Below are 22417 nucleotides of genomic sequence, written 5' to 3' on the forward strand. Positions count from 1 at the left end.
GACCCTTTTAATGAACGTATTCGCTGTCGCCTCGAACACTTTGCCAGCCATGCGCTGGCAGCCGCTTTGCCGCCGCGCCGATCTGGTGGCGTTTTCCGGCGTGGTGGCCTGGCTCGAAACCTCGGCCGCCCAGGTCGCGCTGTTCTACCTGCCCGGGCACACCCCGGAGCTCTACGCGCTGGATCACTTCGACCCCTTCTCGAACGCCTGTGTGATCGGCCGCGGCATCGTCGGCGACCTGAACGGCGCCCCGGTCATCGCCTCGCCGCTCTACAAGCAGCACTTTCGCCTGAGCGACGGCCAGTGTCTGGAGGACGAACGCGTGCAGCTTCGCACCTGGCCGGTGCGGTTTGAGAACGATCACGTATTGATCGAAGCCTGAGAACGAGGCGGGTCGGCTCGTCGTTCTGCTGCCCGCCCTAGCGCCCCACGGCGTAGCCCTGCATGTGACGCGCCGACGCGGCACCATGCACCATGTCGTCACATCGGGCGACCGCACAGACCCGCCCCAGGGCCCAGTCGTCCATCACGGTCACGTCGTGCCCTTTCGCCCGTAGCGCCTCGAGCGTGTCCTTACTGAAACGTCCTTCGATCATCAATCGCCCCACGGCGCTTTCACGGGGATGAAAGGAGGCAGGGAAGTGGCGAATCTGGAACTGCGGCGCGTCGATGGCGCGCTGTAGATCGAAGCCGTAATGAACGATGCGCAAGAAAGTGGTGAGGCTCCACTGATCCTGCTGATCTCCGCCCGGGGAACCCAGGGCGAGATAGGGCTTGCCGCTTCGGGTTACCAGGGTCGGCGTCAGCGTGGTACGCGGGCGTCGGCCGGGCATGAGCGTGCTGGCAAGCCCGGGTGTGAGCCACGTCATCTGAGCGCGAGTCGAGATCGAAAAGCCGAGCTCCGGGACGCTGGGCGAGCTTTGCAGCCAGCCGCCGCTCGGTGTTGCCGACACCATGTTGCCGAAACGGTCGACGATATCCAGGTGGACCGTATCCCCCTCTACGCTCGGCAGCGGCGCGAAGGTGGGCTCGCCACCGCCCGGGCCGATGGTGGGTTCGCTGCCGGCGAGCGCCAGGATGGAAGAGATGCGCGACTCCCCCTCGAAGCCCGGGCGAATTTCTCCGGAGGCGTGCTCGCCGATCAGCTGGCGACGCGCCCGGTTGTACTCGTCGCTCAGCAGCATCTCGATCGAGACACCTCCCTCTCCCTCTCTCTCTCTCTCTCCATCGCCATACCAAGCCTCGCGGTCGGCAAAGGCGAGTTTGGCCGCCTCGGCAACGCAATGCACGAATTCGGGGCTTTCCGGGCCGATGGCCTGGAAATCGGTCTCCTTCAAGAGCGCCAACTGCTGCAGAAAGACCGGCCCTTGGGTCCAGAGGCCGGCCTTGTGCACTTCCATACCGTGATAACGATAGCTGACCGTCGGCTCGAGGGTGGCCGACCAGCGCGCCATGTCGTCGCCGGTCAGAAGACCCGCGTGCCGCTTGCCGGTGCTGTCCATCAACGGCTCACGATAGAAGCGATCAACGGCCTCCGCCACGAACCCCTTGTAGAACACCTCACGCGCGCGCTCGATCTGTGCCTCGCGATCAGGCCCCGCCATTTGCGCTTCGCTGAGAATGCGCCGGTAGGTGGCCGCGATTCGCGGTGAGCGAAAGAGCTTGTCCGCCTTGGGCGCCTGTCCATCGACCAGCCACTGCTCGGCGGAACTGGGCCACTGCTGCTTGAAGAAATCGATGACCGGCACGATCGAGGACACCGCGCGCGACAGCAGCGGAAAGCCCTGCTCGGCGTAGCCGATGGCGGGTGTGAGTACTTCTTCGAGGCTCAAGGTGCCGTAATCCCGCAGCAGCAACATCCAGGCATCGAAGGCGCCGGGAACCACGGCGGGAAGAAGCCCGGTACCTGGCACCATCTTCAACCCGAGCGCTGCGAACGCTTCCGGCGTAGCTGCCCGGGGCGTCACGCCCTGCCCACAGATCACCCGGGGTGCATCATCGTCATGGCGCATGGCGATGATGGGTACCTCGCCGCCAGGGCCGTTCAAATGCGGTTCGACGATCTGCAGTACGAAGCCGACAGCGACCGCCGCATCGAAAGCATTCCCGCCCTTTTCCAATATCGCCATGCCAACGCTCGAGGCCAGCCAGTGGGTAGAAGTGACAGCACCGAACGTCCCCTTGATCTCGGGACGAGTAGTGAAGGGCGGCATAAAAAGATCCTTGAATCAATAAAATTGACGAGACGAGCGCTTGAAACTATCACGTTTTGCAGGCAGGATCATCAAAGCTATATAGCTATTTACAACTATTTTGGCTTGAGTATCGCTCATGACCTTAGAAAAGATCGTCCAGGTTTCGCTGCCTCATTTCAGTGACACGCTCAATAAGGGCGTCCCGAAGTACGCCCGCTTCTACAATGCGATAAAAGACGCCGTTCATGCAGGCGTCTTGATTCCCGGAGACAAGCTGCCTTCCGAGCAGGCGCTCTCCTCACGCCTGCCGGCAAGTCTCGGTACGCTGCAGAAGGCGCTGAAGGCGCTCTCCGACGACGGCATCGTGGTGCGTGAACATGGGCGCGGGACCTTCATTCGAGATCCCGCAGTCAAATTCGAAGACATTCGTGTCTTTCGCTTCATGGACCAAGGCCGCCCGCTGGATTTGACCTTGCAGGGCCTGGGCATCGTCGAAGTCACGCCCGAGCCCTACATTGCACGGTTTCTGAATGACGCCACACGCTGCGCCTTGATCAAGCGCCGTCTTCAGGTCGAGGGAGAGCCCTGGACTTACAACGAGCTTTTCATGCCGCTGGCCTACGCTGACGCGCTGATGAACAAGCCTCCCGGCGAGTTCGATGGGCTCTCTCTACACGAATACCTTTTTCAGCATAAGCGCATCTTGACCTCTCGTTTCGAGCATCAAATGGGAGTGCACGATTTTTCTCAGAATGCCCGCACAGCACTCGAACTCGACGACAAGATGCGCCAGGGCATGCTCTGGCGAGTGCGGGGCTATACCCAGGCGGGCCAGCCCACGACCTATCAGCGTTTCGAGATTCAACCCGGCCACCGTGACATCGAGCTCAGCAGTCACGCCGTACAAGATCACCGCATTTGAACGGCTACTTCGTCCCTAGACCTCTTCAAAGAGGCGCCCTCCCATCTAGAACAAAGGTGATGACATGACAGAGAAACAGCTTCCCTCACTGATCGACCTGCGCCGCCGTCAGCTGCTCAAGGCAGGAGCCTTGGGTGTCGGCATCGCTCTTTTCCCGGGTATTCTGCAGGCAGCGCCCACCCGCGAGCTTCGCTGGGGCTCGGCAAGTCTGGGCTCCACGGGCTATATCATCATCGAAGCGCTGGCCCAGACGGTACAGCGCAACAGCGATTTGCGCTCGACCACCCTGGCTACTTCGGGAGGCGCCGAAAACCTGGTGATGGCCAGCCGTCAGGAGATCGACTTCGGCCAGACCACCTCTACCGATTGGCCGCCTGCCACCAAGGGTGAACGCCCCTTCCGCGCACCGATCGACGCGCGTCAGGTCTTTGCCTATACCGTCTGGAACATTCCGCTGATCGTACGCGCGGATTCCGATATTCATTCGCTGGCCGACTTGGCAGGCAAGCGAGTCATGCCTTCGACCGCAGGCGGGGCGACCGCCATCATGCACCAGACGATTCTGGAGGCGGCCGGCGTCGCCGATGAGGTGGACTGGACCTACGGCTCATGGAACGACACCTTCAGCGCCTTTCAATCCGGTGCGGTCGATGCCATTCCCGCTACGCTGACCAATGGGCGCCCCTCGCCGGCGCTGGCCGAAATCGACAGTACCGTCGAGTTTCGCGTGCTGCCCATCGAGCCCGAGGTACTCGAACGCGCCCAGCAGATCAACGCCGGCTTGCTGGCGACCACCGTATCGAGTGAGCAGTGGAACAAGGTGGAAGATGACATGCTCATGCCGGCGATTTCCGGCTTGCTGGCAACTCATCCCGGTGTCTCCGACGATGACGCCTACGCTGTGTGCAAGGCAATATTCGACAACGCCGAGCAGGTACGTCGGATCGGCTCGCAGCTTCAGGACGTCAGCGTGGACTTCGCCGTGGAATACCTGCTGGCAGAGTACCCGGTCAATGCAGGTGCCGCGCGCTACTTCCAGGAACAGGGCGTCTGGCGCGACGAATTGACCGTCGCCGATCCTGTCTCCGCTTAGCATTTCCTGCATGCGTGTCGTCGTACATCGGCGACACGTATTTCGCGAATCCATCTTGTGATCCTCATCACCATGACTCCTAAGCTACTCAGTGAAAAGCGCGGGTATTTCAATACCGCCAACCTGGTGCTTGTGCTTACCCTGGTAATGGTTACCACGCACTTGTTCCAGGTTTTCAATTACTACCTGCCGTCGGGCCAGTTCAAGGCGCTCCACCTGGGGCTGGCACTGCTGATCATTTTTGCAACTGCCTTCGGCGACACGACACGCGGGTGGATGCGTCTGGTCTACGCTGCGGGTTTCGCGGTAGCCGGCTATACGATGGGCTATGTCCTGATCGAGTACCAAGGCCTCATCACCGATCGCGTTTTCGGACCAGAGCCCGCCGACGTGGTGGTCGGCTGTCTGTTGATCGGGGTATGCCTCATCGCCGCCTGGCAGCAGTGGGGAGCCACGATCCCGGTGATTGGCATCATCGGTCTATTGTACGGCTACTTCGGAAACCGAATTCCGGTCGAGCTTCTCTACCACGGCGGCATGGGGTTCGAGCGGCTGGTCTCCTACGCCTCGATTCCCAATTTTCAGGGAGTGCTCGGTTCGCTCACAGAGCTTTCTGCCGGCACGATCTTCATCTTCATGGTGTTCGCCGGGCTTTTGAAATCCACCGGTGGTATCGATTTCATCATGGGGTTCGCCACTAAACTGGCGGGCAACTCCAAGGGCGGCCAGGCGAAGATCGCCGTGCTGGCCAGCGCGTTCATGGGGATGATCTCGGGCAGTACCGTGGCGAACATCGCCAGCACCGGCACCATGACCATTCCCACCATGAAGCGGACCGGTTTCAAAGGCTCGTTCGCCGGGGCGGTCGAGGCCGTAGCCTCGACCGGAGGACAGATGACACCACCGGTCATGGGCCTGACCGCCTTCTTGATGGTAGGGGTGACGGGGCTTGCCTACGACCAGGTGATACTCGCCGCGGCCATCCCGGCCGGGCTCTACTACTTCTATCTACTGCTGGCGGTACACCTTCAAGCGGCAAGGGACGGTATTCTGCCGACCCGCCACGACACCGAGGGCACGCCTTCTCTGCCGGCCAGAACGCTACTGGTTCGCTACGGGCACCTGCTCGTCGCCATCGCGATTCTTGTCTACCTGCTGGTCAGTCGCATGCCCCCTTCCTATGCGGCGGCCTATGGCTGTCTGGCCATCGTAGTGCTGGAACTCATCAGCAGCGCGGCGCGTCACTACCAGAACCCGCTGGCGGGTATCGGCAGCGCGGCGGCGCGCATCGTGGATGGACTGCGCGACGGCGGCTTCAGCGGTGCGACCATTGCGGTGATCGTGGCCGTCATCGGCATCTTCGTCGAGGTGCTCACCGCCACCGGCTTCGCTCAGAAGCTTTCGTACCTGATGCTTGGCCTGGCCGGCGGTAACCTGGGCATTCTGCTGCTGATCGCAGCGGTGGCTTGTCTGATCTTCGGGCTGGGCCTGCCGACCTCGGCCGCCTACATCCTGGTTGCCCTGCTCACCGCGCCAGCGCTGATCGATATGGGCCTGAGCATGATGGCTGCCCACATGTTCGTGCTCTATTTCGCCGTGTTCTCGGCACTGACGCCTCCCGTGGCCGTGGCCTCACTCATCGCCGCACGCATCGCAGAGGCCTCCTACTTCGCCACCTCCATGCAGGCCGTGAAGATCGGGTTGCCTGGATTTTTCCTGCCTTTCCTTTTCGTGGCAAGACCGGAGCTGCTGATGCTCGAAGGCACTTGGTACGATCAACTGCTCGTCACCCTGATCAGCGTGCTGGCGCTCGCCGCCCTCAATGTGGCCATGGTAGGGCACGGTTTTGTGCGCACCCCCTGGGCCGTACGACTACTGTTGCTGGTGGCTGCGACCCTGACACTGGTACCCGGCGCGTATGGCACGATGCTCGGTTGCGGGGTCATCATCACCGTTCTGGTACTGCAACGCGGCGCCCAGCGCCGGCCGACACTTGAATGAGGAAGTAAACCATGAAAAACGCCGCCCTTGATCCGGGCGGCGTTTTTATAGGTAAGCGGGATTTAAAGTCGGCTTCATTCGCTATCGAGAAACGCGATCAGCGTCTTGTTGAATTCTTTCGCGTGAGTGACGTTCAGCCCGTGGGGACCGCCTTCGATCACTTCGAGCTTGGAGTGGGGAAGGGTTTCGCTGGCGCGTTTGCCGCTGACATCAAGCGGCACGATGCCGTCGGCGTCGCCGTGAATCACCAGTGTCGGCAGTTTCATCTTCGGCAGATCATCACGGAAATCGGTATAGCTGAACGCCTTGATGCAGTCGAAGGTCGCCTTGGGTGAGGCGAACGCCGCGATATCGTGGTGATACTGGCGGTTGGGCTCGCTGATCAAATCGCTCTTGTCGCCGGCGGCGAAGAAGTTCTTCGTGAAGTCCTCGAGAAACGCCAGACGGTCGCCACGCACGCCATCGAGAAACTCATTGATGGTGGCGTCGTCCAGCCCGCCGTCCGGGTTGTCAGCAGACTTGTAGAGATAGGGCGGCACAGCGGCGGCGAGTACCGCCTTGCTGACCCGCTCGGTGCCGTAGCTTGCAATGTAGCGCGCCACTTCGCCGCCGCCCATGGAGAAACCGACCAGAGTGGCATCGTTGAGATCCAGCGCGTCCAGCAGCTTCTTGAGATCGAAGGCCAGCGTGTCGTAATCGTAGCCGCCGTCGGCTTGGGTCGACTTGCCGAAGCCGCGGCGATCGTAGGTGACGACCTTGTAGCCCGCCTCGACCAGCGGCGCGACCTGGGGTTCCCAGGAGCGAGAGCTCAACGGCCAGCCGTGAATCAGTACGACGGGCTTGCCCGCTCCGTGAACCTCGTAATAGAGCTCGACCGGGGTTCCCTGTTCGGTTCCTGCATTCAACATCGGCATCGCTACCCTCCTGGTTGATTGGCCCAACGACTACTCGTACGGACGACGCGTACGGGTGGATAAACACGCTTTAAAGGCTAGTACATCTGCCCGGGGCTTTCCAAAGCGCCCGCGCGGCGCCAAAGTTGCTATGCTTACTCGCTCTTGAACCTGCCTGTGGAGCGCACGTAGTGAAGACCGAAGCCGGTACCCTGGGATTTTCCGCCTTCATGGCCCTTCTGATCGGTGTGGTAGGCATCATTGCCACGCTCGCCTCGAACTCTCAGGCCATTCTGCTCGATGGACTGTTCAACCTCGTTTACTTCGTGGTGGCACTGGTCACGCTCAAGGTGAGCCGGCTGGCGAGCCAACCGGATAGCGAGGCCTACCCGTTCGGCTACAGCTACTTCGAGTCGCTGGTGAACCTGTGCAAGGGGCTTCTGATTCTGGGCGTCTCCATCTTCGCGCTGGTGGACGCGGTGGCGGCGCTTCTGACCGGCGGTCGCGAAATCGCGGCGGGCCTGGCGGTGCTTTACGCGGGCTTCGCCACCCTTGCCTGCTCGCTGACCGCCTGGGTCATGCACGTGAGCCAGCGCCACGTTGCAAGCCCTCTGATCGCGGCGGACAAGCTCAACTGGGTGGTCAACAGCGCCATCTCCGCCGGGGTACTGGCGGCGTTCTGTCTGATGCTCGCGCTCGAGGCGCTGGGGTCGACGCGCCTGGTACCTTACGTCGATTCGATACTGGTCATCGCGGTGGTACTGCTGTGTTTAGGCGTGCCGGTGCGTATCGCCGGCCAGGCACTCGGTGAACTGACCAACAAGACACCGCCGGTAGCGGTGGCGGAGCCGGTGCGCCAGGCCGTGGCCCGCGGGCTCGAGGGAGTGACAACGGAGGCGGTGCGCGTTCGTATCGTGCGCCCGGGGCGGCTTCTTTACGTGCTGGTTCACGTGGTGACAAGCGATGATGCCGCGCTTGGCCTCTCCGAGCAGGACCGACTGCGCGCTCGGGTGGACGACGAGATTCGCCGCCACTACGCCCCCGTGGTTTGTGACATCGTGTTTACCCGGGACACCCGCTGGGCCGAGCCCTCCTGCGGGCTGCTGGTGAAGACGTCGGACTGAATCAGTGAAACTATCGTCTGGTGCTCCAGTGCTGGCCGCGTCGCGCAAGCCGTATCTGACATCAGGCGAAGCGCGCTACTGCAGGGCCTGTAAAAAAGATCGCCAAGTCGCTTCACACGTATCCAGAGGTTCCTGAAAAGTCGTGACCTTTACCCCGGCACTGTTGGCCCGCCTCGAGCAGCATCTGACCGCCGCGCTGCCCAACTGGCAGCTCCCCTTTGATACCCGCATCGAGCTTCTGACCACCTCGGAAAACGCCACTTTTCTGGCCCACTGCCCCCAAACCGGGCGCCGCCGCGTGCTGCGCCTACACCGCCCGGACTACCACACTCGGGCAGAAATCGAATCGGAGCTTGCCTGGCTTGCAACACTGCGCGCCGATACCCGCCTTCAAGTACCCTTACCGCTTGCCACGACGGGCCCGAGCCCGGTGGTCGAACTCGCCCTGGATGACCGTCGCTTCTACGCAGTAGGCTTCGATTTCATCGAAGGCCAGGCCCCGCAGGCGGACGATACGCTTGTTGCCTGGTTCGAAAAGCTCGGCGCCCTCACCGCCACGCTTCACGAGCACAGTCGGCGTTGGACGCCACCTGGAAACTTCGTGCGCACGCGCTGGCACCTGGACTCGATGATCGGTCCCCACGGGCTCTGGGGTGACTGGCGCCGGGCACATGGCCTCACCGCCGCCGACGAGCGGGTCATCGCCCGCGCCATCGAGCGGATTCACCGGGTCATCGGCGTTTATGACCGACTTCCCGGGCGTTACGGGCTCGTGCATGCCGACCTGCGCCTGGCCAACCTGCTGGTCGAGAATGATCAGCTCGCCGTGATCGACTTCGATGACTGCGGCTTTTGCTGGTACGCCTTCGACTTCGCCGCCGCCATCAGCTTTTTTGAACTCGACCCGCTGATCCCCCGACTGCGCCAGGCCTGGATTCGCGGCTACCGGGCAGTGGCCGCGTTCGACGCCGACGACGTCGCCATGCTCGATACCTTCATCATGATTCGCCGCATCATGCTGAGCGCCTGGCTTGCCACCCACGCCGAGAGCCACACCGCCCGCTCGCTGGGGGAGGGGTTCATCGAGGGTACCGCGACGCTTGCGCGGGGCTATCTGAATCTCGCACACACCTCGAAATGAGTGAGACGCCAAGGAAAGCGGATTTCCTGTATCGCCCAAAACGCCATCGGGCACCCGAAGGTGCCCGATCATTGCAGCGCGACGTCTTCAGCTATTTCAGCTATCGGTGTCGCTTCGCGGCTCGAGCCGATAAAGCCCGCCGTCCTCTTCGTCGGTCAGCACGTAGAGAAAGCCGTCCGGGCCTTGGCGCACGTCGCGGATGCGGCCCAGGGTATTGACCAGCAGCATCTCTTCATGCGTGACCTCACCCTGTTCATCCACGACCAGGCGGTGGAGCTGCTCGCGCTTGAGCGAGCCGGCGAACAGGTTGTTCTGCCACGCGGCCACGTCGCCGGTGTAGAACGCAAGCCCCGAAGGCGCCATGGATTCCTCCCAGATGTGGTTCGCCGGCGTTACGCCCGGCGCCTCGCGGCCAAGGCCAATGTGCTCGTCGGTAGTGTACTCGGTGCCGTGGGCGATCATCGGCCAGCCGTAGTTGGCGCCCTGCTCCACGCGGTAGAGGCGGTCGCCGCCGTTGGGGCCGTGATCCACCGCCCAGAGCTCGCCGGTTTGCGGGTCAAGCGCCAGTCCCTGGTTGTTGCGGTGGCCGTAGGAGTAGATTTCCGGGCGCAGGTTGCCAGGCTCCACGCCGATGAAGGGGTTGTCCGGGTGAGCACCGCCCTCTTCTTGCAGACGGATCATCTTGCCGCCGGGGTTGGTCAGATCCTGGGGCAGGTTCTGGACGTTGCGATCGCCGATCGGGAAGAACAGCGAGCCATCGCCGGGAAAGACGATGCGCGAGCCGTAGTGGGCGCCGGGATGGGTGCGCGGGATCTGCGTGTAGAGTGTTTCCAGGTCGGTCAAGGTGGCGTTGTCGGCGTCGATACGTGCCCGCGCCACGGCGGTACCGGTGCCGTAGCCCGGCTCGTAAGTGCTGAGCGCGCGCGGGTCGCCCGGGCTCGAGTAGGTGAAGTAGACCCAGCCGTTATCGGCGTAGTCCGGGTGCACCACGACATCCAAAAGCCCGCCCTGGTTGCCGCCCTCGACAGCGGAGTCGTCGTCCTCTTCGGCGTCGGTCTTCGGCAGGTTGTCGAGCTCGGTGACACTGTCGCCATCGATCAGTTGAAGCCGTCCGGGCCGCTCGGTGATCAGCATTCGCCCATCCGGTAGCCAGGCCACCGCCTAGGGGTGCTCGAGACCGCTGACGATCTGCACCACGTCGAAAGAGATTTCTTCACTCTCGACGTTCTCGGCCACGCGCTCCTCGGTGACGCTGACCTCCCCCCACGCCAGACCGCTCGCCCCGACAAACGCAGCGCCAATGGCCCAGCGCAGAGGGCGAAGCGCCCCGACATCGCTTGCGTGCATCATGCTCTACTCCTTTAGAAAAACATGAAATTCAGTGGGTTATCCCTAATGAACTCCAAGAATAGGCCAGCTGTTCGAGGGCCACAAATGACGCATTGCTAATAAAAGCTTTTGCCGATGGCGTGCGCGCTTTTACCTCATTAGCTCTTTCAGTTCGTCGACCAGTCCCTTTGGCAGGCGCATGCCATCGCGACGCGTGCGCTCGCGCGCCTCGAAACGTCGCTGCGAAGGCAGCCGCGCTCCCTGATCAAGAATTTCATCGAACAGGGTTTCCGCATGGCGCAGGTGATGCTCGGCCTCGCTCCCCAGAAAAGCTTGCGGGCTGAGGGCGATGACGAGTTCGCCGTGAAACGGCTTGCCGGTTCCCTCGGCATTGGCCGGTGCCGTTTCGTGCCCCAGCACGTCGCCGATCAAGGGCCCGGCAAGAAGTCCGATCATGGTGGAAAGCGCCGAGCCCTTGTGCCCGCCGAAGGTACGCATGGCGCCGGTCAGCGCTGCGGCGGGGTCGGTCGTGGGGTTGCCTTCGCCGTCCATCGCCCAGTGAGCAGGAATGGACTTGCCGGCGCGCCGGTGCAGCTCGATTTCGCCTCTTGCCACTTCGCTGGTCGCGAAGTCGAAGGTGTAGGGCATGCCTTGCGGACGCGGCCAGGAGAACGCGAGCGGATTGGTGCCCAGTAGCGGCCGTGTGCCGCCGGCTGGCGCCACGAAAGGGTGAGTCGGCGTCATGGCGATACCGACCAGTCCCTGGCTCGAGATCGCCTCCACTTCCGGCCACAGCGCCGAAAAGTGAAAACAGCGATTGATGGCCATGGCCGCCAGACCGTGGCGCCGCGCTTTTTCGATGAGCGTCGGCAACCCCGTCTCGAAGGCAAGCAGCGAGCAGCCGCGCTGAGCATCGACTCTCACCACGCCCGGCGACTGGTCGTGCAGCACCGGCAGCGCCTGGGTGTCCACGCCGGCGTTGCGCGCGGTTTCCACGCAGCCGATCAGCCGATACAGGCCGTGGGAGTGACATTCGTCACGCTGGGCAGCGACCACGCTGCGGGTGATGGCTTCGGCGTGGGCCAGGCTGTAACCGTTGTGTCGAAGCACGTCGAGGCTCAGGGAAGTGGCTTCCTCGACGGTCAGGATGGTCATTTCACTCATGCGGGTTCCCTTTGTGGTGGCAGACGACAGGCGATAAAAAAGCAGGCAATCGCTTGCCTGCTTGGACACTACGTCATCGGTAGGAAGCCTTGCGCCATCAGGCGTTGCGCTTGCCATCTACCAGGCGGCTCACCTTGAGCGGATTGGACTCCTTGAGCGCTTCGGGCAGAAGTGCTTCCGGCAGCGACTGGTAGCATACCGGGCGCAGGAAACGCTTGATGGCGGCGCTACCCACCGAGGTAGAGCGGCTATCCGAGGTAGAGGGGTATGGGCCGCCATGAACCATGGCGTGGCACACCTCAACGCCGGTCGGCCAGCCGTTGGCGAGAATCCGCCCCGCCTTGCGCTCGAGGGTCGGGATCAACGCTTTGGCGGCATCGATATCGGCATCGTTCATGTGCAGCGTTGCGGTCAACTGCCCTTCGAGCTGCTCGGCCACCTTCTTCACTTCCGCCATGTCCTGGCACTCGATGATCAGCGAGCTGGCACCGAAGACCTCCTCCTGCATGACCTTGGAGGACAGAAACGCCTCGGCAGACGTCGCGAACAGGCCTGTCTGACACTGGTAGCCGTTCTCGCCGGTCTGGCCGCGCGCCACTTCGCGCACGCCGGCTTCGCCGCCAAGCGCCGTCACGCCCTGCTCATAGGCGCGGTGGATGCCCGGGGTGAGCATGGTCTGGGCACCGCTTTGCTCGACCGCCTTCTGCGCCGCCTGGGTGAACGCCTCCAGATCACTGCCCTTGACCGCGACCACCAGCCCCGGGTTGGTGCAGAACTGTCCGGCGCCCATGTTGAGCGAGCCGACGAAAGCTTCGCCGAGCCCCTGAGCATTGGCCTTGAGCGCCTCCGGCAGCAAGAAGACCGGGTTGATGCTGCTCATCTCGGCGTAGACCGGGATCGGCTGGGGACGCGCCTGGGCGGCCTCGACCAGCGCCATGCCGCCGCTGCGCGAGCCGGTGAAGCCAACTGCCTGGATACGCGCATCGGTGACCAGGGCCTGGCCGATCTCGTTGCCGGCGCCGAACAGCAGCGAGAACACACCCTCGGGCAGGTTGCACGCCTTGACGGCCTTCTGGATGGCGCGCCCCACCAGTTCGGAGGTTCCCGGGTGGGCGGAGTGGCCCTTGACGATTACCGGGCAGCCCGCCGCCAGCGCCGAGGCGGTATCGCCGCCGGCAACCGAGAAGGCCAGCGGGAAGTTGCTCGCGCCAAATACCGCGACCGGGCCGAGCGCGATATGACGCTGGCGCAGATCGGCACGCGGTAGCGGCTGACGATCGGGTAGCGCGGGGTCGATGCGCACATCGAGCCATTCGCCGGCGCGAACCACGGAGGCGAACAGGCGCAGCTGGCCGCAGGTACGTCCGCGCTCGCCTTCGATGCGTGCCCGAGGCAGACCGGACTCGGCCACAGCGCGCTCGATCAGCTCGTCGCCGATGGCCTCGATTTCGCTGGCGATGGTTTCGAGAAAGCTTGCGCGCGCCTCGAGAGAAGTTTCGCGATAGGTGTCGAAGGCGTCCCAGGCGAGTGCGGCTGCCTGCTCGACGTGGCTTCGATCACCGCCGACGTAGGCCGGGTCGAGCGTCTCGCCGGTCGCCGGGTTGGTCGCCTGGATGTTGGCGCGTGTACCGCTGACACTCTGCTGGCCGATTAAGAGTTTACCTTCCAATGCCATGGTCGATCTCTCCTGGTAGTTCGCGTAGGGCGATACCTTTCAACGCCCTTACTTGTATGAGTAGTACGTCTTATAGGCACGCTTCAGGTGTTGATACATGGCGGCGTTCGCCGCCTTGGCATCGCGCGCCAGAATCGCCTCGAGGATGTCCGCGTGCTCCTGCCCTACCTTCTCGAGGTACTGGACGGTCGTTTGCGAATCGATCGCGACGGACATCAACTTGGCGCGAGGAATAGCCCCGACATCCCACTGTTCGTAGATGGTGACGAAGGCCGGGTTATGCGTCGCCTGGGCGATGGCGGCGTGAAACGCCAAATCCTCGTCACGCGCCTGCGTCGTGTTCTTGCAGGCCTCGAGAAACGCCTCGTGCAGCGTGATCAGTCGCTGCTGGTCCTGCTCATCGTGCCGCGTGGCCGCCAGTGCCGCCACTTCGGGCTCGATGGTCAGGCGCAGCTCAAGGATGTTCAGGATATCCTCGATGGTACTCAGTCTAATCTTCTTCTCGGGGCTACGGGATTCGGGCGACGAGCGCAGTACCCGTGTTCCGATCCCGCGCCGAGTCTCGACCAGCCCCTGGGACTTGAGGTGAGTGATGGCCTCGCGAATCACCGTGCGGCTGACGCTGAACATGTCGCAAAGCGCCCCTTCCGGCGGCAGCTTGTCGCCGACCGGGATCTCCTGGCGGGCGATGATACCCTCCAACTGCTGGGAGACCTGCCGTGACAGGCTTCCACCGTGTACTAGGGGCTGTATGCCAAGGCTTTTCATACTCGACCAACTCTCACTGGAATTAAAAGTTTAGAGGCGTTTTATATCCTCCAAAGGAGCGAACACTATAGCGTATCCATACCCTTTCTTATCATACATATGACGATCAGTCGTCCGGGTGCCCCGACGAGGCGAACTTGCCGCCCTGATAGACCACTTCCGGCTCATCGGCGGCGGGAACGTCGCCGCGCGCCTCGATCTCTTCGCGCCATCGCTCTGAGCTGTGCTTGGGTTTCCAGCCCAGAAAGGACACCTGCTGGTTGTCCCACCACTGCTCGGCGTTGTCGGAGACCCCGTAGACGACGGTATTGCCAAGCTTGGGTGCCAGGAAGGCGCGCTCGAACAGGCTCATCAAATCCTCGACGTGCAGCCAGGTCGCCAGCATGCGCGTGTCGCGAGGCTCGGGGAAGCACGAGCCGATGCGCACGCTCAGCGTCTCGATGCCGAACTTGTCGAAATAGAGGCTGGCGAGATCCTCGCCGAAACATTTCGAGAGGCCGTAGACGGAGTCGGGGCGATGCACGACCCGGGTATCGATCTTCTGGGTGCGCTCGTAGAAGCCAATGGTGTGGTTGGAGCTGGCGAACACGATCCGCGGCTTGCCCGAGTGACGCGCCGCCTCGTACAGGTTGTAGGTGCCGACGATATTGGCCTGCAGAATGCTCTGCCAAGGCTTCTCGAGCGACACGCCACCCAGGTGGATCACGCCGTCGCAGCCCTCGAGAAGCGCCTTGACGCCTTCGTAATCGGCAAGGTCGCACTTCATGACTTCTTCGTGCGCGGCGGGGCTGTCGATATCGGAAATATCCGACAGGCGCACGTGCTTGGCCAGCTTGCCCAGATAAGGGCGGATGGCCTTGCCCACACCGCCCGCGGCGCCGGTCACCAGTAGTCTGTTGAGCATGTCTGTCTCCTTGTCGTTCTTGCCGTTGGGCGTCAACGCGCCTGACTACCGAAAATCGTAAAGAAACGCCGGATTGTCGACCAGTATCTTCTGGCGGTCCTCCTCGCTTGCCCACTCGAGCAGGATGTCGAGCTGTTCGACATCGCTTGGGTACCGGGCGCGCTGTACGCCGACGTGTGGCCAATTGGATCCCCACAGGATGCGCTCAGGGGCGTGCTCTATCACACGCTTGGCGATGGGGGCCACGTCGGCGAACTCGGGCGCACCGGTCAGGCTGGTCTCGTAGGCGCCGCAGATCTTGAACCAGGCGTTGCCCTTGTCGATCAGGCGCAGGATGTCATCGACGCGGGAATCATTCGCCGCCACCGGGTCGATGAACTTGCCGATGTGATCGATGATGTAGCGCCCTTCGATCTTCTGCAGCTCGTCGTGGTAGTCGGGCAGGTCACGACCGTTGAACTGCACCATGAGATGCCAGCCCAGGTCACGAATGTTCTTCTCGACGGCCAGCATGCGATCGATGCCTACTGCGCCACCGGGCAGTTGCATGATGCGCGCGCCCCGAACGCCTTTCTCGTGAAGCCGAGCGAGCTCCTGGTGAGAGGTATCCGGCGTGACGACGGCAATGGCGCGCGCGACATCGGTGCCGAACTGCTCGAGCGCCTCGATCAGCGCGGCGTTGTCGGTCTGGTAGGCGTTGGGTTGAGTCACGACGACCCGCGAAAGGCCAAGCCATGCCTGCAGCTCTCGATAATCATCGACGGTCGCCAGCTCCGCGATCGGTGGACCGCCGGGCTGGGGCTGGAAACCCGGCATAAAGATATGGGTATGGCAGTCCGTCGCTCCCGCCGGCGCTTTCAAGCGCGGCGCCGGGCCGGTCAACGGACGGGTGTTTTCTGGAATCGACATCGTGGCTCCTGTCAATGAATCAGAACGATGATTAGTTAATCGCTCGACGTATCGGTATTGATATCCGTGATTAGGCACATTGATAGCCGTCCGACCAAACCTCTGTTCAAAACACTATGCTACGCCGACACTATTATTTTATAGTGATTACCATTTCTTGATCACTAAAACCATTGATGGACGGCAACACTAAGATATCGAAAAAAATTAGACGAATACTTCTCTTCCATAAATACTTTTCACGATCCATCAGTTCAACTATTAACCCACGTTATTACTTTTATCGATATACATTCTCAATGTTTAAATTTTCATCCACTAATGATTAAGCAGCTATTAAACAGCTCACAAGAGTTCGGTAAAGCTCATACCTGAACCTTATGTATCGCTTTTAACTCTTTGTAGGTCTTGTGATGTAAAAAAATATTTCCTCAAGAATTACTCGAACAAAGCTAATCTATTTCAAGTATTTTCTTTCAATGCGTACTCGACGAGTGCTTCACGATCGATCTCTATACCCAGGCCGGGCGCCTCGGGAATCACTACCCTGCCCTCCTGGTGCTCCAGCGGCGTCTTGACGACGGCCTGACGAAACGGATTCTCGGTGCGATCGAACTCCATGATCGGCTCGAGCGGCGTGCGGCGCGGCGGATTGGGCGGGAGGGCGGCCATGAACTGCAGGCTGGCCGCCAGGCACACGGCGGTTCCCCACACATGAGGCACCAGGCGCACACCGTGCATCGCCGCCAGGTCCGCCACGCGGCGAATCTCGCTGAACCCGCCGACCCCGCAGATATCGGGCTGCACGATGTCGATCGCCCGCCTCGCAAGCGGCTCGTTCATCGCGTAGCGCCCGTGCCAGTTCTCGCCGCTGGCCACGGGAATCGGCTGGCCGGCGCGTACTGCCTCATAAGTGCCTATCTGCTCGGGCAGTACCGGCTCCTCGAACCAGTCGATGCCGAACGCCGCCGCGCGCTTTCCGACCTCGATGGCCTCCAGATAGTCGTAGCCATGGTTGGCGTCGATCATCAGCCGCATGTCCGGCCCGATCGCCTCGCGTACGGCCTCGATCACCTGCAGGTCTTCCTCCACGTCGAAGCCGATCTTGATCTTGACGGCGTGGAAGCCCTCGTCACGATAGCGCGCGACCTCTGAGGCCACATCGCTGATCCGATCAACCCCTTCGCGGCGAAACGAGCCGGTGGCGTAGGCGCGCACGCTGCCGCGAAAGCGCCCGCCGAGCAGCGTCGAGACCGGCACGCCGAAATGCTTCCCCTTGATGTCCCAGAGCGCAATGTCGATACCGCTCAGCGCCGTCATGGTCAAGCCTCGCTGCCCCTGGTCCCGCAGCCGGTTGTATAGCGCCAGCCAGAGCTTCTCGGTTTCCAGCGGGTCTTGGCCGACCAGCCATTGGGCGTAGGTTTCGACGACCCGCGCATTGGCCCTGGCCGGGCCCAGGCACTCTCCCCAACCCACGGTACCATCGTCGCAGATGACCTCGACCAGGCAGTGCTGGCGGCGGGCAAACGACATCGAGGCACTCTCGAAGGCCGTTTCCAAAACGTGGTCAAGAAGGTGCGTCTTGACGGCGATCACTCTCATTTGCACTCTCCTTGGCGCGTTATCTGAATAGCCCGGGCAGGGTCAGGGAAATCGCCGGGACGTAGGTCACCAGCATCAAGGCGACGAATAGCGCCAGAAAGAACGGCCAGATGGTGCGCACCGCGTGCTCGATCTTGATCTTGCCGATCACGCAGCCCACGAACAGGCATGCCCCGACCGGCGGGGTGCAAAGCCCTAGCCCCAGGTTCATCATCATGATGATGCCGAACTGGATCGGGTCCATGCCGAACTGCATGGCCACCGGCAAAAAGATCGGCGTGCAGATCAGGATCAGCGCCGCCATGTCCATGATCATGCCCAGAATCAACAGGATGATGTTGAGCAGCAAAAAGATCACCAGCGGCTTGTCGGAAATGGCGATCAACCCCGTCGTGAGCATCTCCGGCACGTTGTAGAGCGCCAGCAGGTAGGAGAACGCCGAGGCGCAGCCCACAAGGATCATGACCAGCGAAGTGGTCTTGACCGACTGAACAACCGCCGCCTTGAACGAGGCCCAGGTCAGCTCACGGTAGACGAGCCCGGTGACGATGATCGCGTAGATCGCGCCGAAAGCGCCGGACTCGGTCACGGTGAGAATGCCCGAGAGCACCCCGCCGACGATGATCACCGCGGTCATCAATCCCGGCAGCGACGCGACCAGGCTCAGAAACAGCGCCTGCCAGCCGGGAAACGCCTCGCCCTTGTAGCCGCGCTTCACCGCGACGATGTACGCCGCTACCGCCAGGCTCAGACACATCAGGATGCCCGGCACGATACCGGCGATGAACAGCTGCGTCACCGAGATACCGCCACCGGCGGCCACCGCGTAGAGGATCATGTTGTGGCTCGGCGGGATGACCACCCCGGCAATGGAGGAGGTGACCGTGACGTTGACCGCGTAGTCGGCGTCGTAGCCCTTCTCCTTCATCACCGGGATGAGAATGGAGCCCAGCGCCGAGGTATCCGCCACCGCCGAGCCGGAGATACCGCCGAACAGCATCGAGGAGCTGATGTTGACCATGCCGAGCCCGCCGCGCATCTTGCCCACCATGGCCGAAGCCAGACGCACCAGGCGCGTCGAGATCCCGCCATGCAGCATCAGCTCACCGGCGAAGATGAAAAAGGGAATCGCCAGCAACGAAAACACCGAAATACCCGACAAGATTCGCTGAAAGGCAACGAACAGCGGGAGCCCCTCGTACATGAAGGTGGCGACCGCCGCCAGCCCCACGGCGAACGCGACCGGCGCGCCGGCCACCAGGCCCAGAAAGAACAGTCCAAACAGAATGAGTAGCCCCATGGCCTAGGCCCTCTCGGTGGAGCGAGACGTGAGCCGCCGGAAAATATCGGCGGCGGCAAACAGCGCAATCAGCACGCCGCAGATCACCAGCGGCGCGGCGCGAACACTTTCTGGCAGTCCAATCATGGGAATCGCTCGCTGCATATTGGTCATCACCAACTGCCATCCCTGAAAGGCCATGAAGACGCCAAACACGACGATGAACAGATCAGACACGTGGTGCATCAGTCCACGCAGTAGTGGAGGAAGGCTTTCACGAACGAAATCGATATTGAGATGGCTGCGATAGCGCACTCCGGCCGCGGCCCCCAGACAGGTGATGTACACCACCAGCACCAGCGAGGTTTGCTCGACCCAGGTGGGCGTATCGTTGAGCACGTAGCGCCCGAATACCAGCCAGCCGAAGGTCACGATCAACGCGACCAGCATGATGCCGGCGATCCCGACGCACATACCGGCCACGGCGTCCAACACGCGATCGAGCGCCCCGCGAGAGGTCCTGCTCTTCTGCTCGTCCGGGGTTTCAAGTTCTATACTCACGTCACCGACCCTCTTACTCCCCGACGGCGGCCCGCCGCCGGGAAACGTTCAAACGAAAGATCACTGCGCGGCGCGAATCTCTTCGATCAGCTCGCCGGTGCCGGGATTGTTGGCGATGAACTCCTCGTACATCGGCTCCATCAGGGTCTGGAACGCCTGCTTGTCGTCGACCTCGTTGATTTCGACGCCGGCATCCAGCACCAGTTGGCGGCTCTCCTCGGAGCTTTCGACCCACAGCGCGCGCTGCAGCTCGGAGGCCTTCATGCCTTCGTCACGCACGATCTCCTGATCCTCTTCGGAAAGCGCGTCCCAGCTCGATTTGGCTACGCACAGGCACTCCGGAATGATCAGGTGCTCGGTGAGCGAGAAGTAGCCGGCCGCTTCGTAATGGTTGCTGGATTCGAACGACGGAAAGTTGTTCTCGGCACCGTCCAGCACGCCGGTGGTCAGGCTCTGGTATACCTCGCCGTAGGCCATGGGGGTTGCGTTGCCGCCCAGCGCGGCCATCATCTGCACGTACAGGTCGTTGTTCATGACCCGAATCTTCAAGCCGCGAACGTCTTCCGGTGTACGAATGGGGCGCTGGGTGTTGTAGATACTGCGGGCGCCGGAATCGAACCAGGAGAGCACCACCAGCCCCTTGGACTCGAGCGCATCCGCGAAACGCTCGCCGATTTCGCCGTCCATCACCCGGTGCATGTGGTCGATATCGGTGAACAGAAACGGCAGCGAGAAGACGTCGGTCTCGGGCACGATCGGGCCCATCGGCCCCATGTTGAAGTTGGCGAAATCGAGCGCGCCGTTACGGGTCTGCTCGATGGCGTCGGACTGATCGCCCAGCACGGCATTGTTGTAGACCCGCGGCGTCACGCGCCCGTCGGTTCGCTCGGCCACCGCCTCGGAGAACGCCTCGAGTGCCTCGGTATTGGGATAGCCGTCCGGATGGATGTTCCAACCGCGCCAGTTGGCGGCCTGGGCGGAGACCGCCGCGGCAAGAAGAGAGACGCTGGCAATGACAGTGAAGACATGGCGCGGGATCGATACTGTTTTCATTACTGAAACCTCTTGTTATATCGTTGGTTTTACAGCTTCACTAACGCAGGCTCTTGCACTCACCGCTTGAACTGGCGTTTGAAGAAACACTGTCGTTAAGGAAAGAGGGCATTTTTGCTCACGTGACCATGCGAGAGTTTTTGTTATTTTTGTCAACCTCGACCCTGTACTTATTCACCGGGCTGAAACAGCTTAAGAAGCTATTGCCCTAATGGCTTTATTCTTTAGTCAACAGGATCAAGAGCGCTGGCCCTTTGTCGTACATCATACAAGCTAATATCGTCAAATTAGCTAACAAGCGTTTGCGAAGCAAGCAATAAAAAGTCTAATAAGACCAAAGTCACACCTAAACTTCATAAACTAAAGTATATATATAAATAACCATGTATTTTTTAACAATAAAGATGGTTGCTTCAGTTTTGAGCACCGCATTTTTAAAAGTGATGAATCGTAGTCGATGATATTGATTTAAATTAGTCATAGTGAGAAATTATTATGTGGAAAAAATTTTCACTGAATTTAAATTCGAATAAATAACCGTGTCACACTAATCAACCAGCGCGACACGGCATACGAAAACGGTCTGCTTGTTTGAAACAACTATCTAACGCCTAACCTGCCCTGCCGACATCAGATGTCAAGACGAGAATTCGACGTTGATCCAGCAACCCCCGCCCTTCTATCGATGGGCCAGCTGGCTCACGCTCGCCCACAGCGTATCATCCAGCCTCAACACTCCCTGGCCATGTCGCTGGCGGTAGGTGGACTCGCCGGGATACCGAACGGGCTGCCCCGATGTGGCGGGCTCAGCAGCTGCGAGATGCTGCTTGATTCCTTCCACAATTGCGTCGCAAGTCGCTTGCCCGGCGATCTGCAACGGATCGAACACCATGAATATCTGACAGCTTCCACCACCACTGCCCTTCTCTACCTCATCGATGGCGTGGCTCGGCCGCCCGCTTGAAAGCAGTGCCGCCATCGCATCCAGCAGTATGGCGAGACCGGAGCCTTTCCAATAACCGGTCGGCAACAGTCGGCGCGTGGCAGCGATCGCCGCCGGATCGCGACTCAGCTCCCCTTGCATATCGAAACCACCGTCTACGGGCAGAGATTCACCCTTGGATGTCAGCGTCTGCAGTTTACCGTAGGAAAATTGCGACATCGCCATATCGAGCACCAGCGGCCCCTCTTCATGAGGCACGCCCATCACGAGGGGATTGTTGCCAATGGATTGCGAAGTAGCTCCCCAAGCCGGCATGCACGACTCGGTATTGGTCCACATGATCGTGGCCATTCCCTTCTCGGCGGCGTGCCAGCCGTAACTGCCACCGCGCATCCAGTGGGTGGTGTTACGCAGCGCCACCAGCCCCATACCATGCTCTTTGGCAAGTTCGATGGCGCGCTCGGTAGCGTGAAGCGCATTGATGATCCCGATGCCCATATGCCCATCGAACACTTCGATCGCGCCCAGCGCATGCACGCGCTCCGGCACTGCTTTCACGTCGACCCACCCCTTCTCGACATACTCGATGAAGCGTGGAATACGCCCGATACCATGAGAATGCACGCCGTCACGTGTGCTTTCAGCGTGCACCCGGGCGCATACCCGAGCATCCTCGGCCTCGAGCCCCGCCTTCAAAAGCGCTTTTTCGAGCGTATCGCGCAAGGTATCGAAACTGACCTCTGCCATAAAACCCTCCTTTATCTTGTAAACATTTCTTGTCTATGAAATCTGGTCGAAGGCAACCGACCAGAGTATCGCGACCGCGCGTCCCCAAAAAAGGCCACCCGAGGGCGGCCTTTG

20 protein-coding genes are annotated in these 22417 nt (G+C 61.3%); 6 read left to right on the forward strand and 14 right to left on the reverse strand.

Annotated features, from left to right (window positions below; genetic code table 11):
* The first annotated feature begins 10 nt into the window (after window positions 1–10).
* On the forward strand, window positions 11–382 hold the full coding sequence (gene nirD / locus GEV37_RS01625) for a nitrite reductase small subunit NirD (protein WP_227388424.1): 372 nt from the start codon (window positions 11–13) through the stop codon (window positions 380–382).
* Window positions 383–419: 37 nt separating this feature from the next.
* Here nirD and GEV37_RS01630 read toward each other — a convergent pair whose 3' ends face one another.
* Entirely contained in the window at window positions 420–2213 is a 1794-nt protein-coding gene (locus GEV37_RS01630; RefSeq protein WP_227388425.1) for a gamma-glutamyltransferase family protein, read from the reverse strand.
* Between the two features lie 118 nt (window positions 2214–2331).
* Between GEV37_RS01630 and GEV37_RS01635 the strand changes: the two genes are divergently transcribed.
* From GEV37_RS01635 to GEV37_RS01645, 3 genes are all read left to right on the forward strand, one after another.
* A complete protein-coding gene (locus tag GEV37_RS01635) occupies window positions 2332–3117 on the forward strand; it encodes a GntR family transcriptional regulator (RefSeq protein ID WP_227388426.1) in 786 nt (261 codons plus the stop codon).
* A 64-nt stretch (window positions 3118–3181) separates the two neighbouring features.
* Window positions 3182–4210, forward strand: coding sequence for a TAXI family TRAP transporter solute-binding subunit (locus GEV37_RS01640; protein ID WP_227388427.1), 1029 nt, complete (start codon window positions 3182–3184; stop codon window positions 4208–4210).
* A gap of 72 nt (window positions 4211–4282) precedes the next feature.
* Complete coding sequence (locus tag GEV37_RS01645) at window positions 4283–6211, forward strand: TRAP transporter permease (protein ID WP_227388428.1); 1929 nt, start codon at window positions 4283–4285, stop codon at window positions 6209–6211.
* Between the two features lie 74 nt (window positions 6212–6285).
* Here GEV37_RS01645 and GEV37_RS01650 read toward each other — a convergent pair whose 3' ends face one another.
* Entirely contained in the window at window positions 6286–7125 is an 840-nt protein-coding gene (locus GEV37_RS01650; protein ID WP_227388429.1) for an alpha/beta fold hydrolase, read from the reverse strand.
* 170 nt (window positions 7126–7295) lie between these two features.
* Between GEV37_RS01650 and GEV37_RS01655 the strand changes: the two genes are divergently transcribed.
* Complete coding sequence (locus GEV37_RS01655; protein WP_227388430.1) at window positions 7296–8228, forward strand: cation diffusion facilitator family transporter; 933 nt, start codon at window positions 7296–7298, stop codon at window positions 8226–8228.
* Between the two features lie 142 nt (window positions 8229–8370).
* Window positions 8371–9369, forward strand: a complete 999-nt coding sequence (locus GEV37_RS01660) for a phosphotransferase enzyme family protein (protein WP_227388431.1) — start codon at window positions 8371–8373, stop codon at window positions 9367–9369.
* Between the two features lie 96 nt (window positions 9370–9465).
* On the opposite strand, the gene GEV37_RS01665 is transcribed toward GEV37_RS01660, so the two are convergent.
* The 12 genes from GEV37_RS01665 to yiaK all read right to left on the reverse strand — a co-directional run bounded on the left by GEV37_RS01665 (window position 9466) and on the right by yiaK (window position 22303).
* Window positions 9466–10527, reverse strand: coding sequence for a PQQ-dependent sugar dehydrogenase (locus GEV37_RS01665; RefSeq protein ID WP_227388432.1), 1062 nt, complete (start codon window positions 10525–10527; stop codon window positions 9466–9468).
* 3 nt (window positions 10528–10530) lie between these two features.
* Window positions 10531–10719, reverse strand: a complete 189-nt coding sequence (locus GEV37_RS01670; RefSeq protein ID WP_227388433.1) for a hypothetical protein — start codon at window positions 10717–10719, stop codon at window positions 10531–10533.
* A gap of 129 nt (window positions 10720–10848) precedes the next feature.
* The gene (locus tag GEV37_RS01675) at window positions 10849–11862 is read right to left on the reverse strand and encodes an Ldh family oxidoreductase (protein WP_275951393.1); all 1014 of its coding nucleotides are present in this window, start codon (window positions 11860–11862) and stop codon (window positions 10849–10851) included.
* A 97-nt stretch (window positions 11863–11959) separates the two neighbouring features.
* Window positions 11960–13537 carry an aldehyde dehydrogenase (NADP(+)) gene (locus GEV37_RS01680; RefSeq protein WP_227388434.1) on the reverse strand — a complete coding sequence of 526 codons (1578 nt, stop codon included), beginning with the start codon at window positions 13535–13537 and terminating at the stop codon, window positions 11960–11962.
* 48 nt (window positions 13538–13585) lie between these two features.
* Complete coding sequence (locus tag GEV37_RS01685; protein ID WP_227388435.1) at window positions 13586–14305, reverse strand: FadR/GntR family transcriptional regulator; 720 nt, start codon at window positions 14303–14305, stop codon at window positions 13586–13588.
* A gap of 106 nt (window positions 14306–14411) precedes the next feature.
* Window positions 14412–15209, reverse strand: coding sequence for an NAD-dependent epimerase/dehydratase family protein (locus tag GEV37_RS01690; protein ID WP_227388436.1), 798 nt, complete (start codon window positions 15207–15209; stop codon window positions 14412–14414).
* Window positions 15210–15254: 45 nt separating this feature from the next.
* Complete coding sequence (locus GEV37_RS01695; RefSeq protein WP_227388437.1) at window positions 15255–16118, reverse strand: amidohydrolase family protein; 864 nt, start codon at window positions 16116–16118, stop codon at window positions 15255–15257.
* Window positions 16119–16580: 462 nt separating this feature from the next.
* On the reverse strand, window positions 16581–17720 hold the full coding sequence (locus GEV37_RS01700) for a mandelate racemase/muconate lactonizing enzyme family protein (RefSeq protein ID WP_227388438.1): 1140 nt from the start codon (window positions 17718–17720) through the stop codon (window positions 16581–16583).
* Between the two features lie 19 nt (window positions 17721–17739).
* Window positions 17740–19020, reverse strand: coding sequence for a TRAP transporter large permease (locus GEV37_RS01705; RefSeq protein WP_227388439.1), 1281 nt, complete (start codon window positions 19018–19020; stop codon window positions 17740–17742).
* A 3-nt stretch (window positions 19021–19023) separates the two neighbouring features.
* Window positions 19024–19560, reverse strand: a complete 537-nt coding sequence (locus GEV37_RS01710; protein WP_227388440.1) for a TRAP transporter small permease — start codon at window positions 19558–19560, stop codon at window positions 19024–19026.
* Window positions 19561–19620: 60 nt separating this feature from the next.
* The gene (locus GEV37_RS01715) at window positions 19621–20613 is read right to left on the reverse strand and encodes a TRAP transporter substrate-binding protein (protein WP_227388441.1); all 993 of its coding nucleotides are present in this window, start codon (window positions 20611–20613) and stop codon (window positions 19621–19623) included.
* A 679-nt stretch (window positions 20614–21292) separates the two neighbouring features.
* On the reverse strand, window positions 21293–22303 hold the full coding sequence (yiaK, locus tag GEV37_RS01720) for a 3-dehydro-L-gulonate 2-dehydrogenase (protein WP_227388442.1): 1011 nt from the start codon (window positions 22301–22303) through the stop codon (window positions 21293–21295).
* Between the last annotated feature and the right edge of the window lie 114 nt (window positions 22304–22417).

Origin of the sequence: Vreelandella malpeensis (genome assembly GCF_020622355.1) — a bacterium.
Classification (GTDB): domain Bacteria; phylum Pseudomonadota; class Gammaproteobacteria; order Pseudomonadales; family Halomonadaceae; genus Vreelandella; species Vreelandella malpeensis.